We start from the raw sequence: 21,891 nt of genomic DNA, 5'->3' as shown, positions 1-21,891 counted from the left end.
ACAGGTCCCTAGAATTTGTAGCTGGCCTGGACACCCACGGTGCGTGGGTCGCCCGGCGTGGCGATTTGGGCGTTGGACAGGAACGAGCCGTGGTACAGGTCGTATTTCTTGTCGAACACGTTGCGGGCCCACAGTGCCCCCGACCAGTTGCTGCCCTTGGGCGTCACACCCAGGCGCGCATTCGCCAGCCAGTAGGCCTGGGTGGTGGTGCCGTTGCTGCCGGTAATGCGGTCGTGGAACGAGTAGTCGCTCTCGGCGCTGAAGGTAAAACCGCCGACGTCCCACACATATTGCAGCTGGCCGCCGTAGCTGATTTTCGGGAAGTTGGTCAGGCTGGAACCGGAGAAGTCGGTGTACACCGGGTAGGCAAACCCCACCGCGCGGGTCGCGGTGCTGTTCAGGCCCTGGTAGTCGACGTACTTGCCTTTCTTGGTGCCGAAGTACTGGCCGAGGGTCAGGCCCGACACCGGCTCCCATTGCAGTTCCAGCTCATAGCCGTAGATCTTCGACTTGGGAATATTCACCAGCCGGCCGACATTGCCCACCGCCTGGCTGATCCACACCTGCGACTGGTATTGCTGGTCGCGATAGTCGTAGTAGAACGCCGAGCCGTTGAAGCGCAGCGTATCGCTCAAGTCACTCTTGAAGCCCACTTCATAGGCCAGCAGTTTTTCCGGTTTGACCGGTGCGATCTGCTCGGCATAGCTGGAGTTGTAGGCGGTAAAACCACCGGACTTGATCCCACGGCTGACCGTCGAATACAGCAGGGTCGACGGGGTGAGCTGGTACTCGAGGCCGAGCTTCCAGGAGGTGGAGTTGCTGTCCAGGTCGCTGTCGGCGGCCGGGAAACTCAACTGCCCGAGACGGTACACGCCGTTGTTGACGAGGATGCGCTGGGTGGAGAAATCCTCGAGTTCGCGGTGTTCTTTTTCCTGGCGCACGCCGACGATCAATTTCCAGTCATCGGTCAGCTGGTAGTCGCCCTGGGCGAAGGCGCTGTAGGTGTTGGATTTCTGCGTGTAGGAGGTGTAGGTGCCGTAGCCGAGGTTGGCGCTGAAGTCCGAGTAGAAGTTTTCGTCCAGGCGGTCCTGGGCGAAATACAGGCCGGTCTGCCAGTTGAAGCGCTCGTTGTCGTGGGAGGCCAGGCGCAGTTCCTGGGAGAACACTTCGATCTTGGAGTCGAAGTATTCATCCGATTGCGGGATCACCGACGCGTCCCAGTCGATGTATTCGCGGCGCCGGAAGCGGTCGGATGCGGTGATGCTGGTCACGCTCAAATGGTCATTCAGGTCGAACGTACCCGTGAGCGCGAAACCGGTGTTGTCGTTATCGCGATGCGGCTTGTCACCCACCGACAGCCCGGTGAGCTTGGCAAAGCCCGGGGTGAGGCCCCAGCCGGTTTTCTTGCCGTCGTTTTCCGGGCTGATGCTCGAGTAGGCGGCGCCGTTGGCGTTGGGTTTCAGCCCCTGGTACAGGTACGAGCCGCGGCTGTCGGACTTGTCCTCGCCGGCATGCACGGTGAGGTTGAAGTTGATGTCCGGCGTGGCGTCCCAATCGAACTGGCCGCGCACCGAGGTGTTGTCCTTGTCGCCCAGGCTTTGCCCGGTCACCCGGTTCTCCTGCCAGGCGCCGCCTTGTTCGGTGATGAACGCCAGGCGTGCGCGCAGGGTGTCGCTGAGCGGCCCGGAGAGAAAACCCTCGACGTTGCTGGCGTTGTAGGAGCCGTAGCTGGTGGTCAGCCCACCGTGGAATTCACGCGTGGGTTTGTTGGTGATGAAGTTGATCGCGCCGGCTGTGCTGTTGCGCCCGTACAGCGTGCCCTGCGGGCCACGCAGCACCTCGACGCGTTCCAGGTCGAAGAGCTGGCCCTGGGTCTGGATCGGGTAGGGCAAGGCGACCTGATCCAGGTACACGCCGACGGTGGAGGTGTTATTGCTGCCGTAATCCTTGAGCCCGACGCCGCGAATGCGGAACAACGGGTTGCCGCCGCCGTACTGCGGCGCGATGTCGAGGTTGGGCACGTAGTTCTGCAGCTCGTTGACGTTGGTCACACCCTTGTTCTGCAGGTCCTGGCCGCTGAGCGCGGTCAGGGCGATACCCACGTCCTGGGCGGATTCTTCATGCCGCTGGGCGGTCACCGTGACCTGCGGCAGGGCAGTCGTGGTCTGGTTGTCGGCCCCCAGCGCATCGCCGGCCAGCAACGCCATGAAGGGCGCACTGGCAAGGACAAATGGGCGGGCGGGTTTGGTGTAGCGATGGTTGCGAAGCAGCGAGTGCATGGCAAGGTCCCTTAAGAAATCCGATTCTTGAGCGCGGGGCAGGCGGAATGCCGTCCCATCGCGCAGGGGCCGCTCTTTGAAGAGTAAGCTGCTGACATCGATAGCAAGCTATATGCCATCATTTTGTCATAATTAAGTCGATGAATTTATTGGGGATTTTTCAATGGGCACGGTTGGAGCGTTGCTTATGCAACACGCGGGCGGCAGGTTGTTACGCAAGCAACAGCGGCAGTCACCCCCTTGCAGGAGCCGGCTTGCCAGCGAAGATCTTCAACAATGACGCGGCAACCCAGGCGCAACGCGGTGCCCGAAAGATTTTCGCCTGCAAGCCGGCTCCCACAGGGTCAGCGCGTACCCGGATACCGCGTCTCCATCACGATCGACAGCGCATCCGGGCGCCAGTATTCCTGGTCGAATTCCACCGCCTGGTTGTCCTCGCCGAAGTTCAAGCGCTCCAGGTACACACTGGTGGAGCCTGGCGACAATTGCAGCAACTCGGCCTGTTCTTCATTCACCGTGCCGATGTGCATCTGCAGTTCACAGCGTGATTGCACCCGCGCAAAACGGTCGCGCAGCAGTTGGGTCAGCGAGGTATTGAGGTCGGCTTCCAGCAGGCCGGGGCACCAGCTGGCGAGCAGTGCATTGAATTCCAGCAGCACCGGGCGGCGGTCGATCCAGCGGCGGCGCTGCAGGAAAAACACCGGCTCCTGGGTCGAGCCCAGGCCCATGCGCTTGGCCAGCCAGGCGCCGGCCGGACGCAGTTCGGCGTGCAGGCATTCGGTACGGGGTGTGCGGCCCTGGGCGCTGACGTAATCCATGAAGCCGCTGATACGCGTCGGGTCGTAGCGGATGCGCTGCGGGCTGACGAACCAGCCCCGGCGGTTTTCGCGGTACACCAGGCCCTCGGCCTCGAGTTGCTGCAAGGCCTGGCGCAAGGTGACGCGGGTGCAGCCGAAGCGTTCGATCATTTCCCGCTCGGAGGGAAATTTCTCGTCGGCCTGGGGTACACCGGCGGCGATGTCGTGGGCGATCTGTTCGCGGATGCGCTGGTAGTGCGGCGAGATGGGGTCGAAAGGCATCCTGGGGTTCCGTGTGCAGGCATGACGTGGGGCAGACTCTACCGTTCCTGTTGGCGCAGGTCACCTGGTCCCACGCAGGCTTTATGCAAAGCGGAACGAGGCGCCATGCGCCGAGGTGGGCAGGCGATCACTGCCGTCGACGCTGAGCCGCGAGCGCAGCGTGCCGGTTTGCGCGGTGGTGCGGTACAGGCCGCGCTTTTGCAGGGCCGGGATCACCAGTTCGACAAAATCATTCAGCGAGCCGGGGCTGATCAGCGGGTTGAGCATATAGCCGCTGGTGCCCGAGATGCGGGCGTGCTCCTCGATCTTTTGCGCGATCTGCTCCGGGGTGCCGACCAGGATCAGGTCGCTGCCACGGGTGACATTCGCAAAACGCTGGCGCACCTCGCCGGCAGTCAGCGGCTTGCCGCTGCCATCGGGTTTCATCACGTAGGAGGTCATGCCTTCGGTGTGGGTCGACAGCGCTTCATTGTCGGCGTAGCGGCTGATGTCGATGCCGGTGTCGCCGGCATAGCTCACCAACTGCGCTTGCAGGTGATAGTTGCTTTGCAAGGTGTCGTATTTTTTCTGCGCCTCGATAGCGGTGGGCGCCGTGACGATGCGCAGCACGGTCAGTGACTTCACGTCGGCGGCGCGGCGGCCACGGGCTTCGGCCTGACGCCAGATGTCTTCGAGGCCCTGGCGGATTTCCAGTGGATTGGACTTGGCGATAAACACCAGCTCCGCGTGCTTGGCCGCAAACTGCCGACCGCGCGCCGACCAGCCGGCCTGGATCAGCAGCGGCGTGCGTTGCGGCGATGGCGAGGTCAGATGCGGCCCGGCCACGCGGTAATGCTCGCCGGCATGCGCGATCGGCCGCACGCGGGCGCCATCGGCGTAGGTGTGCGCCTGTTTGTCGGCGCGCACCGCGTCATCGGCCCAGCTGCCTTCCCAGAGCTTGTACACCACGTCGAGAAACTCCTCGGCGCGCTCATAGCGGTCGTCGTGCTTGATCATCTGCTCCAGGCCGAAATTGCGCGCTGCGCTGGACAGGTACGAGGTGACGATGTTCCAGCCGATCCGCCCTTCAGACAGGTGATCGAGGGTGCTGAAGCGCCGCGCATGGGTGAACGGGTGTTCGTAGGTGGTGGTCACGGTGACGCCGAAGGCGAGCTTTTCGGTGAGGGCCACCAGCGCCGGAATAATGCTTAAAGGATCGTTGGCCGGGGCTTCCACTGCCCATTTCAACGCCATGGCTTCGGAACCACCGAACACATCGTAAAAGCCCAGCACGTCGCCGAAAAACATCAGGTCGAGGTTGGCTTCATCCGCCGTGCGGGCCAGGTTCGACCAGTATTTGAGGGTATTGATGCCCAGCCTTTCATCGCTGGGGTGGGTCCACAGGCTGGGCGCGCCGCCGCAGCCGACACTGGCTTGTTCATAGAGACCGAATAACAGCGGGGTAGGATCGGACATGGTGCTTCCTGCGTGTAAAAAAAGTGCGGCGACAGACTATCGCCCGTGGAGATAAGCCTTGCCGTAGTGCCGTTCCAGCCGGGCCTGGATCAGCTCCAGGCCGATCGACAACAGCCAGTAGATGACGGCGGCCGTGGTGAGCATTTCGATATAGCGGTAAGACGAGCGGCCATAGGATTGCGCGAGGAACATCACCTCCCACACGCCCATCACCGAGACCAGGGACGAGTCCTTGAGCATCGAGATGAACTGGCTGGTGGTCGGCGGAATAATGGTGCGCATGGCCTGGGGCAGCACGATCTGCCAGAACGTCACGGCCCGGCCCATGCCCAGTGCAGCGGCGGCATTGCGTTGGCCCTGGGACACGCCAAGAATGCCGGCGCGGAAGATCTCGCTGAGGTACGCCCCGTAGTTCAACGACAGCGCAATGATCCCGGCACTGATCGCGCCGGGCACCACGCCCAATTGAGGCAGGCCGAGGTAGATCAGCAGAATCTGGATCAGCAAGGGCGTGCCGCGAAAGAACGAGGCATAGAAACTGGCGATCCCGAACGCCACGGCGCTGCTCGACAGGCGCGCCAGGGCGGTGGCGAAACCCAGGGCCACCGACAGCCAGATCGAGCAGAAACACAAGAACAGCGTCAGCGCCGCGCCTTGCAGAAAGCCCTGGGGCGAGAGGTGCAATCCCACCAGGTTCTGCCACTTCGCGGCGACGATGGCGAACTGCAGGTCAAAGCTCATGAACATCGCGGTGAACAGGCCCAGCATCACGCCCCAGGTCAGCCATAGCCGCACACGGAACGACAGCCGTGCGCGCTTGGCCACGGGTGGCTTGATCGTGGTCGGAGGGGTAGGGAAAACACTCATTGGGTGATGTCTGAGCCGATCCATTTCTGCGAGATCTTCGCCAGCGTGCCGTCGCTTTTCAGCTCGGCGAGAATCTGCGTCAATCTGGCATCCCATTGTGGATCACCTTTCTCGGTGGCGACCACGTTCGGCTCGGCGTACAGCACCGCGCCGGTGATCTTGAAGCGTGGGTCGTGGTCGATGCGTTCCTTGGCGGTGACCAGGTTGGTGACCATGGCATCCAGGCGCTTGCCGGTGCCCAGCGCGAGGTCCTGGAAAGCGATGGTCTCGTTGTCGTAGGGCACTGCCTGCACGGCCTTGAACGGGTAGTCGATCGGTGTGCTGGCGCCTTCGATCACCAGGTCCTTGGCCAGGTACGCCTCGTAGGTCGACGCACTGCCCACGCCGACTTTTTTACCGCTGAGGTCGGCTGCCGACTTGATCGTGTCGTCGTTGCTGTTTACCACGACCACGGCCGGCGAGGCGTAGTACTCGAATGGGAAGTTGAAGACCTGGCCGCGCGCGGCGCTGGGGGTCATGGAGCAGATGCACACGTCGTAGCGGCCATTCCAGCGGCCAGCGGCGATGACTTCCCAGGACGGCGTTTCGAGTTTCAGTTTCACCCCGAGTTTGTCGGCGACGGCCTTGGTCACGTCGACGTCAAAACCATCCAGCTGGTTTTGTTCGTTGAGGAATGAGAAGGGTGGGTAATTCTCCATCAGCACGCCGACCAATTGCTTGGATTGGGTGATGCGGTCCAGGGTCTGCCCGGCGAAGACCGCCGCGCTGGCCAAGAGGAGAGTGACGCTGAGCGCGGCGGCAGTGCGTAAGTTCATAAAAGCATCCAAGCGAGATTTTTTATATTTAAACGCGATAGATGCACTTGTGTTTAATGATATTAAACGCTGTAAACCGAAGCTTTGGTTATATGTTCCTGTTGGTGCAGGTCACGCTGCCATGCCCGCAGACCATAGGCCGCCAGCCCTACAAAGCCGGCGTAGAGCGCGGCGGTGAGTTGCAGGTCCTTGTACAGGAACAACCCCACATAGGCCGCGTCCAGCAGGATCCACAGCCACCAGCTGACCACGTATTTGCGCGCCGCCCACAGGCTCGCCACCAGGCTGAAGGCGGTGAGCAGCGAATCCAGCCAGGGCAGCGCGGCATCGGTAAAGTGGTGCATCACGGCGCCCAGGGCCACGGCGCCGATCAGCCCCGCGAGCAGGTGGCGCCACGCCTCGCGAAGTGGCAGGCGCTCTACGCGGACCTTGCCCGCCTCGATGCGCCCGGTGCTCCAGCGCCACCAGCCATAACCTTGCAGCACGGCGAAGACCAACTGCAGGAGCATGTCCGAATACAGCTTCACGTCGAAGAAGATCCAGGCATACAGCAACACCGCGACCACGCTGACCGGCCAGCACCAGCGCACTCGCTGTGCGGTGAGCCAGACCCCGGCGATGTTGAAGAACACGGCGACGATTTCCAGTGGCGACATAGGGTTCTCACACGGCTAGTTTTCTAGAGGCAGCGCCTGTTGCTTGAGCTGGCGCTTGCGTTCAAAGGGCAGTTTTTCCTGATCGCCATAGGGCGCGCTGTACCAGTTGCCATACGTAGGGTTGGGCAGCAGGAACCAGCGTTGGCCGAGCCAGGCCAGGTACGGTTCGGCTGCCTTGCGCTGGTCGGCCAGGGTGTTGTGCTCGGCCTGCACGAAATCGCCCAGCGAGTCGCCGGCGAGCATCAGCACACGGGCATGCGCGGCCACCCACTGGCGGCGGCAGTTTTTGCCATAGCCGGCCTGTTCGCAGTGGCCGGTCGGGGTGCTGGCGGCCAGTACCTGTTCGTTGCGCTGCACCGGGAAACCGCGCAGGCGCAGGTTGTCGACCGTGGCCTGGACCTGGCTGTGTTCACGGTTGGTGATGTAGTAGACGGTGATGCCTTTTTTATCGGCCGCTTGCAGGAACGCTACGGCGCCGGGCAGCGCCTGGGCCTTGGCCTGGTCGACCCAGGTGTTCCAGCGGTCATAGGAATACACCTGGTTGTTGATGATGTCCCGCGCGTTGAGCGGCACGTTGTCGAGCACGGTTTCATCGATATCCACTACCACTGCCGGTGGCAGCCCGGCGAGGTTGCGCGGCGGCAAGGGCAGGGCGTCCCAGGTCGGATCGGCCAGCGCGGCGTCCAGCTGGCGCGTGGCGCTGGCGAATACCTGGCGATAAATCAGCTCGTGTTCGATGGAGGTCTGGGTCCACAGCACCGCGTCCAGTTGGTCGTTGGCGGGCGGTTGCTGCTGGCAGCCGACCAGGGCGGTGGAGAGCAGGCAGACACTGGCAAACATCAGATTACGCATAAACACTCAGCCTCAGAAATTGACGGTGGCGGACAGCCGTGCGGTACGCGGCGCCCCCAGGAACAGGTAGCCGTCGCCTGCGGACTCACCCACGTCTCGCCAGTAGCGTTTGTCGAACAGGTTGTCGACGGTCAGGCGCAGCACAGTAGCGTAATCGCCGACTTTGGTGGTGTAGCGACCGCCCACATCGAACACCGCATAGTCGTCGACTTTCACCGTGGCCTCGCGGTTGGCGTATTTGCTCGCGCTGTATTGCACCCCGCCGAGCAGGGCCAGGCCCGGTACCGCCTGGATGTTGTAGTCACCGTGCAGGCTGGCACGCAGCTTGGGCACGTTGATCGCCTGGTGGCCGTCGTAGTCATCGGTGCCGCTGCCGTCGACTTCGGCGCGGATCGCCGCGATGCTGGCCGACACTTGCAGATCGGAAGTCACGCGGCCGTTGGCCGACAGTTCGATCCCCACGTTCTTCTGCTTGCCTTGCTGCACGAAGGTGATGCTGCCGTCGTCGTTGGGGCGGTTGTATTGCAGGTCCTGGGTGATCTGGAACAGCGCAGCGGTCAGGCTCAGGCGCTGGAAGTCACGCTTGATCCCGACCTCCAGCTGGCGCGAGGTGGTCGGCGGCAATACCTCGTCGGCGTTGCTGCTGAACCACGCGGCCTCGCCACCCAGCGACAGGCCTTTGCTGTAGCTGGCGTACAGCGAGGTGTCCGGGCGCGGTTTGTAGATCAGCGCCACTTGGGGCAGGAACACGCTGCGCTGGGTATGACGCGTGGTGGCGCCGGCCTGGTTGTAGGTCTCTTCGTCGAGGCGGACCTGGCGCCCGCCGAGGAGGGTTTGCCATTGTTCGTTGAAGCTGATGCGATCGCTGGCGAACAGGCCGTACTGGCGGCTGTCGAGGCGTCGGTAGGTGTGCCCCAACGGGCCGTCGTAGGGTTCCAGTACCGGTGACGGCTGGTAGATATTACCCTCGCCGATGTACTCGTTGACCGACTTGCGCCGGTCCACCAGGCGGCGGAAGGCGGTGGTGCCGAAGGTCAGGTCGTGCTTGAGAAAGCCGGTGTCGAACTGGCCGTTGAGGGCCGCCTGGGCTTCCTCGTTGCTGCGGGTGTCGTCGGGGCTGCGATAGTCGGAGATGTCGTAGTCGCCCTCGGCGCTGAAGTGGTTCGGCACGGCGGTGTTCGCGCAACTGGCGGCGCCGTAGCAGCCCCAGGCGAAGGTGCTGTAGTCGTCGATCACCACGCGGCTGCGCGACGCGCTGAAGCTGGCTTTCCAGGCTTCGTTGAAGCGGTATTCAAACAGCCCGTCGAGGTTCAGCGACTGGATGCCCACCGGGTTCGACCAGCTCTGGTACGCCAGCAGGTCCTTGGGCGACACATGGTGCGGCACCTCGGTGCCGCCGAGCAATTGATAACCCGGCACCGAGCGCTGCTCGCGGTTCTGGTACTCGGCGTTGAGTTGCAGCAAGGCGTTGGGGCTGATGTTCCAGTCCAGCGCCAGGGAGGCGAAATCGCGCTTGCCGTCGGCGTGCTCGACATAGGAGCGGATGTCTTCGTGGGCCAGGTTGATGCGCACGCCCACCTGTTGCTCGGTGCCGAGCCAGCCGCCGATATCGGTGGCCAGGTAGCGCTCGCCCTGCTCGTTGGTGGACACCGTCACCGAGCGCACATTCTCCGGGCGCTTGCTCACGTAGTTGACCAGCCCGCCGGGTTCGGACACACCGCTCTGCAGGCCGGCCAGGCCCTTGAGCACTTCCACTTGCTGCTTGTTTTCCAGCGCCACGTTCTGCTCGCCGGTGATGGTGCGGCCGTTGATCTTGTAGCTGCTGGCCGGGTTCAGGGCGAAGCCGCGCACCACGAAATTCTCGTAGTAGCCGACCGGGGCGTAGCTGTCGCCCACCGAGGCGTCATTCTTCAACACCTCGCTGAGCAGGCGCGCCTGCTGGTCTTTCAGGCGGGCTTCGGTGATCACCGCGACCGAGGCTGGGGTGTCCAGCAACGGCGCGTTGTCAAAGCCGGCCACGGCGGCTTTTTTGGCCTGGTAATCGCTGGCCTCCTGGCCGACCACGGTGACGGTGTCCAGGGTCGCCTCCTGGGCATGCGCCGCAGTTGCGGCGAGGGTGATGCTCAAGGCGAGCAGGGTGTGGCGATAAGGTGTAGCCATGTAAGGAGCGCTCCAAGGGCCGGACCGCCGCTGCCGTACGCTTTTATCGGGCAAAAGGCTGCCCAGCGCTGCGCAACGAACGGGTTGCCAGTACGAAATGAAAAAGCCGAGTTCGCCGAAAGTGGCGTCAGGCCGGAGCTGCTCCGGTAGTCATTGGTAAACGTGCGTCGGCGGCCCATTCCTGCAGGGAACCGTCGTAGAGGGCGATGTCCTGGCGACCCAGCAGGGTCAGGGCCAGGGCGTTGGCGGCGGCCGAGATGCCGCCGCCGCAATACAGCACCAGTGGGCCTTCGCTGTGCAGCAGCGTGGGGCCGATGGCCAGGGCCAGGGCATCCTTGGGCAGGTAGCGGCCGTGGGCGTCGAACAGGTTGCGCGCCGGCAGGTTTTGGCTGCCGGGGATGTGCCCGCGCCGGGCGTAGCGGGTGGGCGCGGTGCCTTCGAACAGCGCCGCGCCAAGGGCACAGATCAACACGCCGGGTGCTTGCCCGGCGACGATGGCTTCGACGCCGCGGCGGTCGATCCACAGCCCGGCACGCGGGTTGATTGCCCAGGGTTGCACCGGCATGACCGGCTCGGCTGGGCCGTTGTGTTCCGGCAAACCGGCGGCACGCCAGGCGTTGAACCCGCCATCGAGTACCTGGGCGTCGATGCCTGCGCCGCGCAGCATCCACCACAGGCGAGCGGCCCAGAAACCATCGGCACGGTCGTAGATAACCAGGGTTTTCCCTTGGCCGGCGCCGAGCTTGGCCAAACTGTTTACCAGCGCTTCAGGCGTTGGCAGGGCGAAGCTGAAACTGGCGTGGGTGTCGGCCAAGTCAGTCAATAGATCTGCATGTCTAGCGCCTGGAATATGCGCCTGCAACCAGCCGTCTTCGCCGCTTTGGACGCGGTAATCGCCATCGAACGCCGGCGACGGCAATACCACCGTGGCATCCAGTATCACCAGCGTGGGATCAGCCCGATGCGCGTGCAGCCACTGAGTATCGACCAGCATGCTCATACGCTTTTACGCCGGATATGGCCAAGCAACCGTTGCCCCTCGGCACCGGCGAACCAGCGCAGATGACCGAGCAGGTAGGCGTAATAGGCGATATCGGCGCTGGCGGTGGAGCCCACCACGTCCTGGTAATACGCCACCTCGGACAGGGCGAAATCCACGTGCACCAGCGGCAACAGGGCGCTGAGGGTGAGCAGGTCGCGGGTGCTCAATGGGCGTACTTGGTGATACCCGGCGAGCAGGGCATCCACGCTGTCGAGATCGGCGCGCGCTACGCCACCCGTATCAAGGTCCAGCCAGGGCACGGCGTTGCGTTCGATGGCAGTGGCGAGGTCGAAGAGGGCGAAAGTGCGGTCGGCCAGGCCGAAATCCAGCACGCTGGAAACGCTGCCGTCGGCGTTCCACAGCAGGTTGGAGGCGTGCCAGTCGTTGTGGGTCCACAGTGGCGGTTGCTCACGCAACAGCGGATGCAGTTCTGCGTGCCACGGCAACAGCAACTCGCCGAGTTGAGTGCGCCACTCCTTGTCGGCGAGGTAGGGGCTGCTGATGCCTTCCAGCGGGTTTGATTGTTCTATCAACCGTGCGTTGGCCAGCAGCACCTGGGTCTGGCGTTGAGGGGCGTCGTAGGCTTCGGCGGCCAGGTGCAGACGGGCCAATGCCTGGCCTGCGGCGAGAGCGTGCCGGGTGTTTTGAAACGGCGACCACGACAGCGCGTCGCGGTACAGGTCCAGTCCCTCGGCGACGTGGTGCACTTCATACGTCCACACGCCTTGCGCGGTTGCCGTCGCCCCGTGTCGGTTCGGCAGCACCGCGGCCACTGGCGCGCCGTGGCGGTGCAGGTGGGCGATCAGGCGGTGTTCTTCCTCCAGCCAGGCGGCTTGGCGCACGTGCTGGTGATGACGTTTGACGAACACCGTCGCCTCGTCAGTGGTGATCAGGCCGGCGGCGGAAAACGGTCGCGGGCTGTGCCAGTGCAGGCTCTGCAGCGAGCCCAGTTGCGGGTAGTCGTGCAGCAGCTGTTCGATATCGGTTTCGTGCAGGGCCGGCCAGTCGGCTGCGACGGGCTCCAGCCCCAGGCCGTGGGCGGTGCGTTGCGGATTCATGCGTGCACCTCGGGCAGGTAGGCGTTGCTGGTTGCCCCTTCCCACACCTGCGGATTGTCGAGCACCGCATGCGCGTGCAGCCATTCGGCGTAGGGGGCGAGCAGCGCCTGGCGTTGCTCGCCCCAGCGGCCTTGATGCAGCCAGGTCGGGGCGATTTTATGCAGCGAGGCGCTGAGCAATTCCGCCGGAAAATACGGCGTGGTGTGCTCGTAGGCGGCGAGGGCAATCGACGGCTCCTGTGCCACGGCCAGATAACCGCGGGCAGTGGCTGCGAGGAAATCGCGCACCACCTCGGCCCGGTCTGCCAGGGTGCGCTCGTGGGCGCCGAGCAGGTAGCTGTGATACGCCGGCGCGCCGATCTCGTCGACCGGTAGCACCACCCGGCGCGCGTCTTCGATAGGGCTGTGCATCAGCGCTTCCCAGGCCCAGTAGCCACCGAAACTGGCATCGGCGACACCCTCGGCCAACTGCTCGGGGCGCAGCTCGCGCACGCCGCTGTCCACCAGGATCACGCCATCGGGATCGCCGCCATCGCGGCTGACCAGGTGACGCACCATGGCCAGGCCGCGCGGGGTCGGGTTGAGGGCCAGGCGCTTGCCTACCAGGTCGCGGGGGCGACGGATGCCGGAGTCGGTGAGGGTCTGGATCGACTCCAGCCCCGCATGGTTGATCGCCGCGATGCCTTGCAGCGCCTGGCCGAGGCCACGGCGCACCAGCAGACGGTTGCTGGGGAACACGCCAAAATCCGCAGCACCGGTGAGCAGGTGCTGCAGGGTGTCGCCACGGTAGGGGTCGTGCACCACCAGCTCTACATCCAGGCCCAGTTCTTCATACCAGCCGCGTTCCCGTGCCAGGTACAACCCCGCCGAATTCGGCCAGGGATGAAAGTACTCCAGCATTACCTTTACCGACACCATCGCGTGTTACTCCAGCCCAACGTCCTGTGATGGGGGCGATTTATAAGGGAGCAATCTGGTATATACCAATATCGTTTATTGCTATGGATATAACTGGGTAGGGCTTTTGGGGGCATATCCGTTTTTTGGGTAACGGCTGCTGATGGTTCCGCCGTTACGGCAAGTCGCTTTTGGAAAAGAGCCCAGAATGCCGGCCTGACCAAAAGGGCTCTCGCCCCAACACTCGGCACCTCGCCTAGGGAAGGAAGCCGGACACGGTCAAAAATGTGGGAGCGGGCTTGCTCGCGAATGCGGTGGATCAGCCAATGAATTTGTTGACTGACACACTGCATTCGCGAGCAAGCCCGCTCCCACATTTGGATGTCCATTTGTCGAGCGCACTTGCAACCTGATGTTCAGTTGCGCCAATACGTCGCCATACACCTTCTCTTCATTGATCCCATACAGCTCTACCTGATCGCGCAGTCGCCCAATCCCCAGCGTGACAACAGGGTCTGGAGGATGTCAGCCAGTTGCCGAAGATCACCGAAGCGTTGCTGCAGGCCGGGTACAGCGAGGCGGATATCGGCAACATCTGGAGCGGCAACCTGCTGCACCTGGTGGGCCGGGCGCAAGCTCAGGGGCGTCAATTGCAGGCTGAGGGACAGTGCCGGGGTGAGTGAACATTGCGAAATGTTTCGTCGAATGCGAAACTGACGTAATTGTGAATACTTATCATCTGGCCCCATCTTTATCCCCCAGCCCGCGCATCCTGATCATCGAGGATGACGTAGAGCTGTGCACGCACCTGAGCAACCATCTCAGCCGGCGCGGCTTTGCCTTGAACAGCGCCCATTGCGGTGGCCAGGGCCTGGACCTGGCGCTGCAGGCACCGGTGGAATTGATCCTGCTGGACATCATGCTGCCGAGTGAAAGTGGCTTGAATATCCTGGCGCGGCTGCGCCAGGAGCGCGGTACGCCGGTGATCCTGATGTCGGCCCTGGGCGCCGAGCAGGATCGCATCACCGGCTTCAGCCAAGGCGCCGATGACTACCTGCCCAAGCCCTTCAGCCTGGCCGAACTGGATGTGCGCATCGACGCGTTGCTGCGGCGCGTGGCGATCGATTGCGGCACGCGGGCGCCGTCGATGCCTTCGCGGCATTCCGCCCTAGCGTTCGACGCGCAGGCGCGGGACGTCAGCTTCGACGGCCGCGCCGCCGGCCTGACCTCATCGGAATTTCGTCTGTTGTGCACGCTGCATGAGCACACAGGCGAGGCACTGACCAAGGCCTTCCTCTACCAGCATGTGCTGCACCGGCCATACACCCGCCTGGATCGTGGCCTCGATGTACATGTGTGCAACCTGCGGCGCAAGCTGGCTGCCCTCGAGGTACAGGGCATTCGCATCGACGCGGTGCGCCATCAGGGTTATGTGCTGTTGTGCGACGGCGCCTGATGCAACGTCGTCATCCCTTGCTGTGGAAAATGGCGCTGCTGCAAGTGTGTGCCTGTTTGCTGCTGGTATGGCTGGTGTGGAGTTGGGGCTTGCGGGTGGAGCGCAACACCTACTTCCTGGAGACGTCCGACCGCATCGCCCTGGCTGCCTATGCGGCCGAGGCCGAGCACGTGGCGGCCACTGGCGACGCCGCGGCGGTAGAGCGCTGGCGCCTGGCATTGCAGCAGCGCGAACACACCTGGGTGGCGGTGCTGGATGACTACCTGCAAAGCCTGGGCACCACGCCGTTGAGCGCCGAACAGGTCAGCCACCTGACGTTCATGCGCAAGCTCAGTTGGCCAATGAGCAAGCGCCTCGAAGACGAATTGCCGTACGTGAGCATGGCTTTCCCGGAGCACCCCGAGCGTGGGCGATTGGTGATGCAATTGCCTGAACGCCTGTTGCCGCCAGGGCTCACGCCGTGGACCCATGTGTTCACCCACGGCCTGGTGCCGGCGTTGTTGGCGCTGGCACTGGGGCTGGTGCTGTACCGCCATCTGGTGCAGCCGTTGAATGAACTGCGCGAACGCGCCAACGCGTTGAGTGCCGGCGACCTCGCACCGCTGGCCAGCAGCAGCGTGACGCGCCGGCCGGATGAACTCGGCGAACTGGCCCGGGCCTATGAACACATGGCCGAGCGCCTGCGCCAGAGCCTTAATCAGCAGCGGCAATTGCTGCGCACCTTGTCGCATGAAATCCGCACGCCACTGGCACGTTTGAAAATCGCCAGTGACAGCGGCCTGCCGCCCGAGCAGTTGCAGCAACGCCTGTCGCGGGAAGTGGAGGAGATGCGCCGGCTGGTGGACGACTCACTCAACCTGGCCTGGCTCGACACCGAAAAACCTCGCCTGGAAGCCGAAGCGGTGGTGGTGGCCTCCGTCTGGGAAGCGCTGGTGCAGGACGCGCATTTCGAAACCGGCTGGCCGCTCGAAGCGCTGGTGTGCGAGCTGGACAGTACGTGCCAGGTGCACGTGCACCTCAACAGCTTTGCCCAGGCCGTGGAAAATATCCTGCGCAACGCCATCCGCCACTCACCGCCCCACGGCGTGATTCGCCTGAGCGGCCAGCGGCAAGGCGACCGCTGGTGGCTGGTGATCGAAGACCAGGGGCCGGGCGTTGCCGAGGGCGATCTGCAGCGCATCTTTGAAGCCTACCTGCGGCTGGACGGCACGGTGGGCACGGGTTTTGGCCTGGGATTGAGCATCGCGCGGCGTGCCATCGAACTGCAGGGCGGCGAGCTGTGGGCGACCCAGGGTGCCTCGGGATTGCGCATGAATCTGCGCCTGCCCACGGCAAATGTTTAGAAAGTTAATGTTCTTTACTCGCAATTGCATCTGATTATCATCTGCGATCTTTGATGGCCCACCGCTATCGGTCGGGCTGCGCTTGGAGATCCCCGCATGTTCCGCTTGTCCCTGCTTGCCGTGAGTATTTGCAGCCTGTTGCCCGTCAGCAGTTTCGCCGCCGAGGCCGAAACCCCTGCGCAGATGGAACTGCCGACCCAGACCGTATTGGGCACCGCTCAGGAAGAGATCAAGCAGATGCCCGGTGTGTCGATCATCACCGCTGAAGACATCAAGAAACGCCCACCGGCCAACGACCTGTCGGACATCATCCGCACCATGCCCGGCGTCAACCTCACCGGCAACTCCAGCAGCGGCCAGCGCGGCAACAACCGCCAGATCGACATTCGCGGCATGGGCCCGGAAAACACCCTGATCCTGGTGGACGGCAAGCCGGTCGGCAGCCGCAATTCGGTGCGCTATGGCTGGCGTGGCGAGCGTGACAGCCGCGGCGACAGCAACTGGGTACCGGCCGATCAGGTCGAGCGCATCGAAGTCATTCGCGGCCCCGCGGCAGCGCGTTATGGCAATGGTGCGGCGGGTGGCGTGGTGAATATCATCACCAAGCAGCCGGGCACGCAAACGCACGGCTCGGCAACGATCTACCACAACTTCGCCCAACACTCGGCCGAAGGTGAGACCGAGCGCATGAACTTCGGCCTCAATGGCCCGCTCACCGACACCCTCAGCTACCGCGTGTACGGCAACGTGGCCAAGACCAACGCCGACGATGCCGACATCAACAGCGGGCATGAATCCCTGCGCACCGGCAACCAGGTCGGCACGCTGCCGGCGGGGCGCGAGGGGGTGCGCAACAAAGACGTCAACGGCCTGCTCAGCTGGAACTTCACTCCCGAGCAAACCCTCGACCTGGAGGCCGGTTTCAGCCGCCAGGGCAATATCTATACCGGCGATACCCAGAACACCAACAGCAACGCCACCGTGAAGAACATGCTGGGGCATGAGACCAATATTCTCTACCGTGAAACCTACGCCGTGACCCATCGCGGCGAATGGGATTTCGGCAGCACCCTGGCCTACGTGCAGTATGAAAAGACTCGCAACCGCCGTCTCAATGAAGGCCTGGCCGGTGGCCTGGAAGGGATCTTTTCCGCCAACAGTTTCAGCACCAACGAACTGCGCGACCTGACCGCCCACGGTGAAGTCAACCTGCCGCTGCACGCAGGTGTCGACCAGGTGCTGACGCTCGGCAGCGAGTGGGTCGAACAGAAGCTTGGCGATCCGAATGCCAACCTGCAAACCACCACGGCCGGCGGCAGCGTGCCTGGCTTGTCGAGCACCTCTCGCAGTGACTCGTCGGCGTCGCGCATTTTTTCGCTGTTCGCCGAAGACAACATCGAGCTGCGCCCCGGCACCCGCCTGACCCCGGGCCTGCGCCTGGACCACCACAACGTCGTCGGCGACAACTGGAGCCCGTCGCTCAACCTGTCCCAGGTGCTCACCGACACGTTGACCTTGAAGGCCGGCATCGCCCGTTCATACAAGGCGCCGAACCTCTACCAGCTCAACCCCAACTATCTGCTGTACAGCAACGGCCAGGGTTGCTACGGCCAGACCACCAGTTGCTACCTGCAAGGCAATGCCGACCTCGACGCGGAAACCAGCGTCAACAAGGAACTGGGCCTGGAGTACCGCAATGACGGTGTGGTCGCCGGCCTGACGTATTTTCGCAACGACTACAAAAACAAGATCGAGTCCGGCCTGACCCCGGTCGGCACGGCGTCCGGCGGCACCGGCAGCACCGCCCGCGCGAGCATCTTCAAGTGGGAGAACGTGCCCAAGGCGCTGGTCGAAGGCCTGGAAGGTACCGTTGCGCTGCCGCTGGGCGAGCAGGTCAACTGGACCAACAACTTCACCTACATGCTCCAATCGAAAAACAAACAGACCGGTGATGTACTCTCGGTCACGCCCAAGTACACCCTCAATTCGATGCTCGATTGGCAGGCCACCCAGGACCTGTCCCTGCAGGCGAGCGTGGCCTGGTACGGCAAGCAGACTCCGAAGAAATACGACTACCACGGCAACCGCGTGACCGGCACCAGCAACAACCAACTCTCGCCGTATGCGATTGCCGGTGTGAGCGGTACCTACGCCCTGACAAAAAACCTCAGCCTCACCGCCGGCGTGGACAACGTGTTCGACAAACGCCTGTGGCGCGAGGGCAATGCCCAGGGCGTGAACAACATCGAAGGCGCCGGCGCCGCGACCTACAACCAGTCCGGGCGCACCTTGTACACCAGCCTGACGGCGTCGTTCTGATGGGGCGCGCATGCTGGTTGGCGTTGTTTTTTGTGCAATGTGCCTGTGCCCAGCCGGCACCTGACCAACTGATGGATGCACCGGTATTGCGCGAGGCCAGCGACTACCAGTTCAGCACGCTGGAGCTGGACTCGGCTGACGGCGCGCGGCACTACCGGGTGTGGCTGGGGCGCCCGCTCAAGGTCAGCGCGGCCAGCCCCGTGGCCTATCTGCTCGATGGCAATGCGGCGATGGCGGCGCTGGATACCGAGCTGCTCAACCACCTGTCCCATCGCCCGGCGCCACCGGTACTGGTGGCGGTGGGGTATGCGACGCCGCTGCGCATCGAGCGCAATGCGCGGACGTTCGACTACACCCCGAGAGTGGGCGAGGGCGCGCAACGTGATCCCTTGACGGATGTGCCCAGCGGAGGCGCCGATCAGTTCCTGGATTTGCTGACGGAGCAGATCCGGCCGCTGGTCAACCAGTGTCTGGAGATACAACCCAGGCGGCAATTGCTGTGGGGGCATTCCTATGGTGGGTTGTTGGTGTTGCATGCCTTGACGACGCGTCCGCAGGCGTTTGACGACTACGCCGCGGCGAGCCCGTCGCTGTGGTGGAACAGTGGCGTGATTCATACCGACGGACTCGCGCAGCGCCTGCGCGCAAAGCGGCCGACCTTGCTGCTGATGCGCGGTGATGCAGAACCGGCCAGCCCGGCCAGGGCCGCCAAGCCGCAGGACGATGGCGCGGTCAAGCGCCTGTTGGCCTCGCTGCAAAGTGTCGAGGGGCTGACCGTGCGCTACCAGGCATTCCCGGGCCTGGGGCACGGGCCGATGTTGGCGGCTTCATTGCGCTACACGTTGGAGCAGATGAGCCAATAACTGCTCCCACCTTTGATCTTCATACACCCGGGGTCTCAGGCCCCACCCCAATCCCCTGTGGGAGCTGGCTTGCCCGCGAAGGCGGCCTGTCAGCTGATGCATTTGGTGGCTGACCCACCGCTTTCGCAGGCAAGCCAGCTCCCACATTTGATCTCCATATGCCCGGGTGCCTGGGCCCTACCTCAATCCCACCTGTTGGCCTTCTACCCCAGCTTCAAGGCGCACACACCAACGCCTGGCGTTCATAGTTCAGCGCCTTGTTCTGAGGTGCCAGCGCATAGTGGGCATTGCATTGCTGGTCGCCCCACTTGATCACTAACGTACCTTGATCCTGCTCGACCAACGCCAGCGCATTCCCATTCGGGTCGGCAATTGCCAGTTGCTTGCCGTTGCCATCTTCCAGCGAAGCGCCGAACGACAGCGGTTTGTGCTGTGCATCAAACAACTCGAACAGTACCCGCCGCCCGGTGGTGCCGCTGTAATGCGCGACGACCACGGCGCCTCGGCGTGGCACCAGTTGTTGGGTGGCGTTGGTGACTTCCACATTGCCGCCCAGGTCACGGGTGTCCAGACTGATCCAGTTGACCCGGTAAGGTTGCGCCGTCGGGATCACCGCATAGCCGTTGTAGCCGGTCTCCACGCCGCTGTAGCTGCTGATCTTCGCCCCGGAGATGCCCGGTACTTCAGCCAGCGCGAAAGTTTCGCTGACGGTTTGACCCAGGTTGATGCCGCCTGCATGGGCCACCACGGAGCCGGCGATGTTGAGGTTCTGCGAGTTGTAGCCCTGGCCCTGGCTGTAGCCGAGGCTCACGTCTGCCATGGAGGTGCGGCTGTTGAGGTTCACCGAACCGGAACTGCCGCTGGTGTCGCTGTGGCCCGCTTGCACCGAATAAAAGGTGTCGCTGGTGTCGGCGACGTAGCCATTGATACCCGCCTGGGTGGTGGTGTCGCCGTGCTGGCGGCTGGTGGTGACAAACGCCCGCGGTGCGCGCGCCTGGCTGCCCAGCGGGAACGAGATGGACAGGTTCAATTGCGTGTCGCTGCTCGGCGCGCCCCAGGTCACGATTTGCTTGGTGCGCGTCACGCCGAGGTTGTAGCTCAAGTCACCCCAGTTGCTGGTGTAGCCGGCCGAAAAGCTCTGCGACCCACCGCGATTCCAGTAGCGCTGGTCACTGGCGTTCACATACAGGCTGCCGAACGCATTGTTGCGGCCCAGGCTCTGGTTGATGGTCAGGTCGGTGCGGGTTTTCGAATGGCCGGTGCGCACGCGCACGTCTTCGCTCATGTCTTCGACGTGGTCGGTGAGGGTGCGGTAGCCCTCGGTGGAGTAGCGGTAGGCGGCCAGGGTGAAGTTGGTGTCGGTGCCGGCAAACGTCTTGGCATACAGCGCGCGCACGCTACTGCCCTGGGTGGTTTGCCCACGGGCCTTGCTGGATGAATGCGTGGCATCCAGGGAAAACGCACCCAGCGCGGTGTTCTTGCCGGCGCCGATCGACAGCGCGCTGTAGTCCTCGCTGGCTTGCACACCGACGATGCCGCTGAGGTTGCTGGTCAAGCCGTACGCCAGGGTGCTGCTGATAAAACGCGGCGTCGCCAAACCGTCGGCATTGCTCTTGAAGGTACCCGCCGAGAGGCTGTATTTGACTTGCCCCTCACGCACCATGATCGGCAGGCTGGAGAACGCCTGCATCGTCACGCGGCGGCTGCCGTCGGACTCGATCACGGTGATTTCCAGGTCACCGTTGGAGCCGCTGGGGTAGATGTCGTTGATTTCGAACGGCCCCGGTGCGACGTTGGCGGTGTAGAGGATGTAGTCGTTCTGGCGGATTTCGACGGTCGCGTTGGTCTGCGCCACCCCCCGAATTACCGGCGCATAACCGCGCTCGCTGTCGGCGCGCATGCCGTCATCCGAGGCCAGTTTCAAGCCGCGATAGCGCACGCTGTCAAACAGGTCGGCGTCGGAGAAAATCTCACCGGCGCTGAACTGGCCCTTGATCGGCGTGACGTCATGCTGCAGGTAGGTGCGATTGCTGGTGAACGTGTTTGAGCGCCCGGTGCCGCCATTCATGTTCGACTCGTTGCGCAGGCGCCAGGCACCCAGGTTGATGCCGTTGCGCAGGCCAAGGTTGTTGTTGATGCGTGTGTCGGCGTCGCCAGCGCTGCGGTTGCTGTTGAGCTGGTAGTTGATGAACGCGGCAGGCACGCCGTCGTCCCACAACTGCGGGTCGACATACCCGCGCAAACCGCGCTGCATGGCCACCTGCGGAATGCTCGCCAGCAGGCGCAGGCGGCTGCTGTCGTAGCGCACGCTGGCCTCCTCAATCATCTCGGCGAGCGCGTAGCAGTCCTGCGGGTGCTGCGGATCCAGCTTGCCCTGGGCCTGCAAGCGGGCCATGTCGATGCCCAGTTGCTTGAGCAGGTCGAGGGTCAGGCAGGCTTCGACGCGACCGTTCCCGGGGTTGCGCTTGAAGTCGATGTCACGGCGACCCACCAGCACCTCGTTGCTGTACAGGTCGACGCGGTAAGTGCCCGGCAGCACGCTGTTGGCCGACAGCAATTGCTGCAGGTCGACGGCGGACTGCGCGCCTTGCAGGAAGGTGGTGTTGAAGGTTTCCGCAGGCTCGGCGGCCAGTGCCCAGGCGGGCAGGCTGGCGGCAATCGCGAGCGACAGCGTCTTCAACTTCAGTGCGCCACGGACGGGCCTGTTGCTGGAAATAAAAGACATGCGAAGACCTGTGACATCCCTGGTTG

Annotated in this window: 17 protein-coding genes; 5 read left to right on the top strand and 12 right to left on the bottom strand. The window is 63.5% G+C overall.

The window, feature by feature from the left end; all coding sequences use genetic code 11:
- Positions 1-8: 8 nt before the first annotated feature.
- The 11 genes from AC07SI_RS13955 to AC07SI_RS13905 all read right to left on the bottom strand — a co-directional run bounded on the left by AC07SI_RS13955 (position 9) and on the right by AC07SI_RS13905 (position 13,180).
- The gene (locus AC07SI_RS13955) at positions 9-2,279 is read right to left on the bottom strand and encodes a TonB-dependent receptor (RefSeq protein WP_213551079.1); all 2,271 of its coding nucleotides are present in this window, start codon (positions 2,277-2,279) and stop codon (positions 9-11) included.
- Between the two features lie 344 nt (positions 2,280-2,623).
- Positions 2,624-3,358: a UTRA domain-containing protein gene (locus AC07SI_RS13950; protein WP_495005902.1), complete on the bottom strand. Its 735-nt coding sequence runs from the start codon at positions 3,356-3,358 to the stop codon at positions 2,624-2,626.
- An 81-nt stretch (positions 3,359-3,439) separates the two neighbouring features.
- Positions 3,440-4,813 (bottom strand): LLM class flavin-dependent oxidoreductase, encoded by a 1,374-nt coding sequence (locus tag AC07SI_RS13945; protein WP_495005901.1) that lies wholly within the window; start codon positions 4,811-4,813, stop codon positions 3,440-3,442.
- A gap of 36 nt (positions 4,814-4,849) precedes the next feature.
- The gene (locus AC07SI_RS13940) at positions 4,850-5,680 is read right to left on the bottom strand and encodes an amino acid ABC transporter permease (protein WP_495005900.1); all 831 of its coding nucleotides are present in this window, start codon (positions 5,678-5,680) and stop codon (positions 4,850-4,852) included.
- Complete coding sequence (locus AC07SI_RS13935; protein WP_495005899.1) at positions 5,677-6,495, bottom strand: transporter substrate-binding domain-containing protein; 819 nt, start codon at positions 6,493-6,495, stop codon at positions 5,677-5,679. Before AC07SI_RS13935 ends, AC07SI_RS13940 begins: the two co-directional genes overlap by 4 nt.
- Before the next feature lie 62 nt (positions 6,496-6,557).
- On the bottom strand, positions 6,558-7,151 hold the full coding sequence (gene pnuC, locus AC07SI_RS13930; protein WP_065904251.1) for a nicotinamide riboside transporter PnuC: 594 nt from the start codon (positions 7,149-7,151) through the stop codon (positions 6,558-6,560).
- Positions 7,152-7,166: 15 nt separating this feature from the next.
- Positions 7,167-8,003 carry a 5'-nucleotidase, lipoprotein e(P4) family gene (locus tag AC07SI_RS13925; protein WP_120449135.1) on the bottom strand — a complete coding sequence of 279 codons (837 nt, stop codon included), beginning with the start codon at positions 8,001-8,003 and terminating at the stop codon, positions 7,167-7,169.
- A 12-nt stretch (positions 8,004-8,015) separates the two neighbouring features.
- A complete protein-coding gene (locus AC07SI_RS13920; RefSeq protein ID WP_106803239.1) occupies positions 8,016-10,163 on the bottom strand; it encodes a TonB-dependent siderophore receptor in 2,148 nt (715 codons plus the stop codon).
- Between the two features lie 127 nt (positions 10,164-10,290).
- Positions 10,291-11,157, bottom strand: coding sequence for a sulfurtransferase (locus AC07SI_RS13915; protein WP_495005898.1), 867 nt, complete (start codon positions 11,155-11,157; stop codon positions 10,291-10,293).
- Positions 11,158-11,159: 2 nt separating this feature from the next.
- Positions 11,160-12,263 (bottom strand): phosphotransferase enzyme family protein, encoded by a 1,104-nt coding sequence (locus tag AC07SI_RS13910; protein WP_495005897.1) that lies wholly within the window; start codon positions 12,261-12,263, stop codon positions 11,160-11,162.
- Complete coding sequence (locus tag AC07SI_RS13905) at positions 12,260-13,180, bottom strand: ABC transporter substrate-binding protein (protein ID WP_495005896.1); 921 nt, start codon at positions 13,178-13,180, stop codon at positions 12,260-12,262. Before AC07SI_RS13905 ends, AC07SI_RS13910 begins: the two co-directional genes overlap by 4 nt.
- A 512-nt stretch (positions 13,181-13,692) precedes the next feature.
- Between AC07SI_RS13905 and AC07SI_RS13900 the strand changes: the two genes are divergently transcribed.
- From AC07SI_RS13900 to AC07SI_RS13880, 5 genes are all read left to right on the top strand, one after another.
- A complete protein-coding gene (locus tag AC07SI_RS13900) occupies positions 13,693-13,842 on the top strand; it encodes a hypothetical protein (RefSeq protein ID WP_495005895.1) in 150 nt (49 codons plus the stop codon).
- Positions 13,843-13,883: 41 nt separating this feature from the next.
- On the top strand, positions 13,884-14,615 hold the full coding sequence (locus tag AC07SI_RS13895; RefSeq protein WP_495005894.1) for a response regulator transcription factor: 732 nt from the start codon (positions 13,884-13,886) through the stop codon (positions 14,613-14,615).
- A complete protein-coding gene (locus AC07SI_RS13890; protein ID WP_495005893.1) occupies positions 14,615-15,958 on the top strand; it encodes a HAMP domain-containing sensor histidine kinase in 1,344 nt (447 codons plus the stop codon). The genes AC07SI_RS13895 and AC07SI_RS13890 overlap by 1 nt, the downstream gene beginning before the upstream one ends.
- A 96-nt stretch (positions 15,959-16,054) precedes the next feature.
- Positions 16,055-18,277, top strand: a complete 2,223-nt coding sequence (locus AC07SI_RS13885) for a TonB-dependent siderophore receptor (RefSeq protein WP_262133308.1) — start codon at positions 16,055-16,057, stop codon at positions 18,275-18,277.
- The gene (locus tag AC07SI_RS13880) at positions 18,277-19,140 is read left to right on the top strand and encodes an alpha/beta hydrolase (RefSeq protein WP_495005892.1); all 864 of its coding nucleotides are present in this window, start codon (positions 18,277-18,279) and stop codon (positions 19,138-19,140) included. Before AC07SI_RS13885 ends, AC07SI_RS13880 begins: the two co-directional genes overlap by 1 nt.
- Positions 19,141-19,354: 214 nt before the next feature.
- Here AC07SI_RS13880 and AC07SI_RS13875 read toward each other — a convergent pair whose 3' ends face one another.
- On the bottom strand, positions 19,355-21,865 hold the full coding sequence (locus AC07SI_RS13875) for a fimbria/pilus outer membrane usher protein (protein ID WP_495005891.1): 2,511 nt from the start codon (positions 21,863-21,865) through the stop codon (positions 19,355-19,357).
- Positions 21,866-21,891: the final 26 nt, after the last annotated feature.

This window comes from Pseudomonas sp. GW821-FHT05D12 (assembly GCF_059419825.1).
The sequence above is the reverse complement of the archived record's forward strand: the minus strand, read 5'-3'. Positions and strand labels throughout refer to the sequence as shown.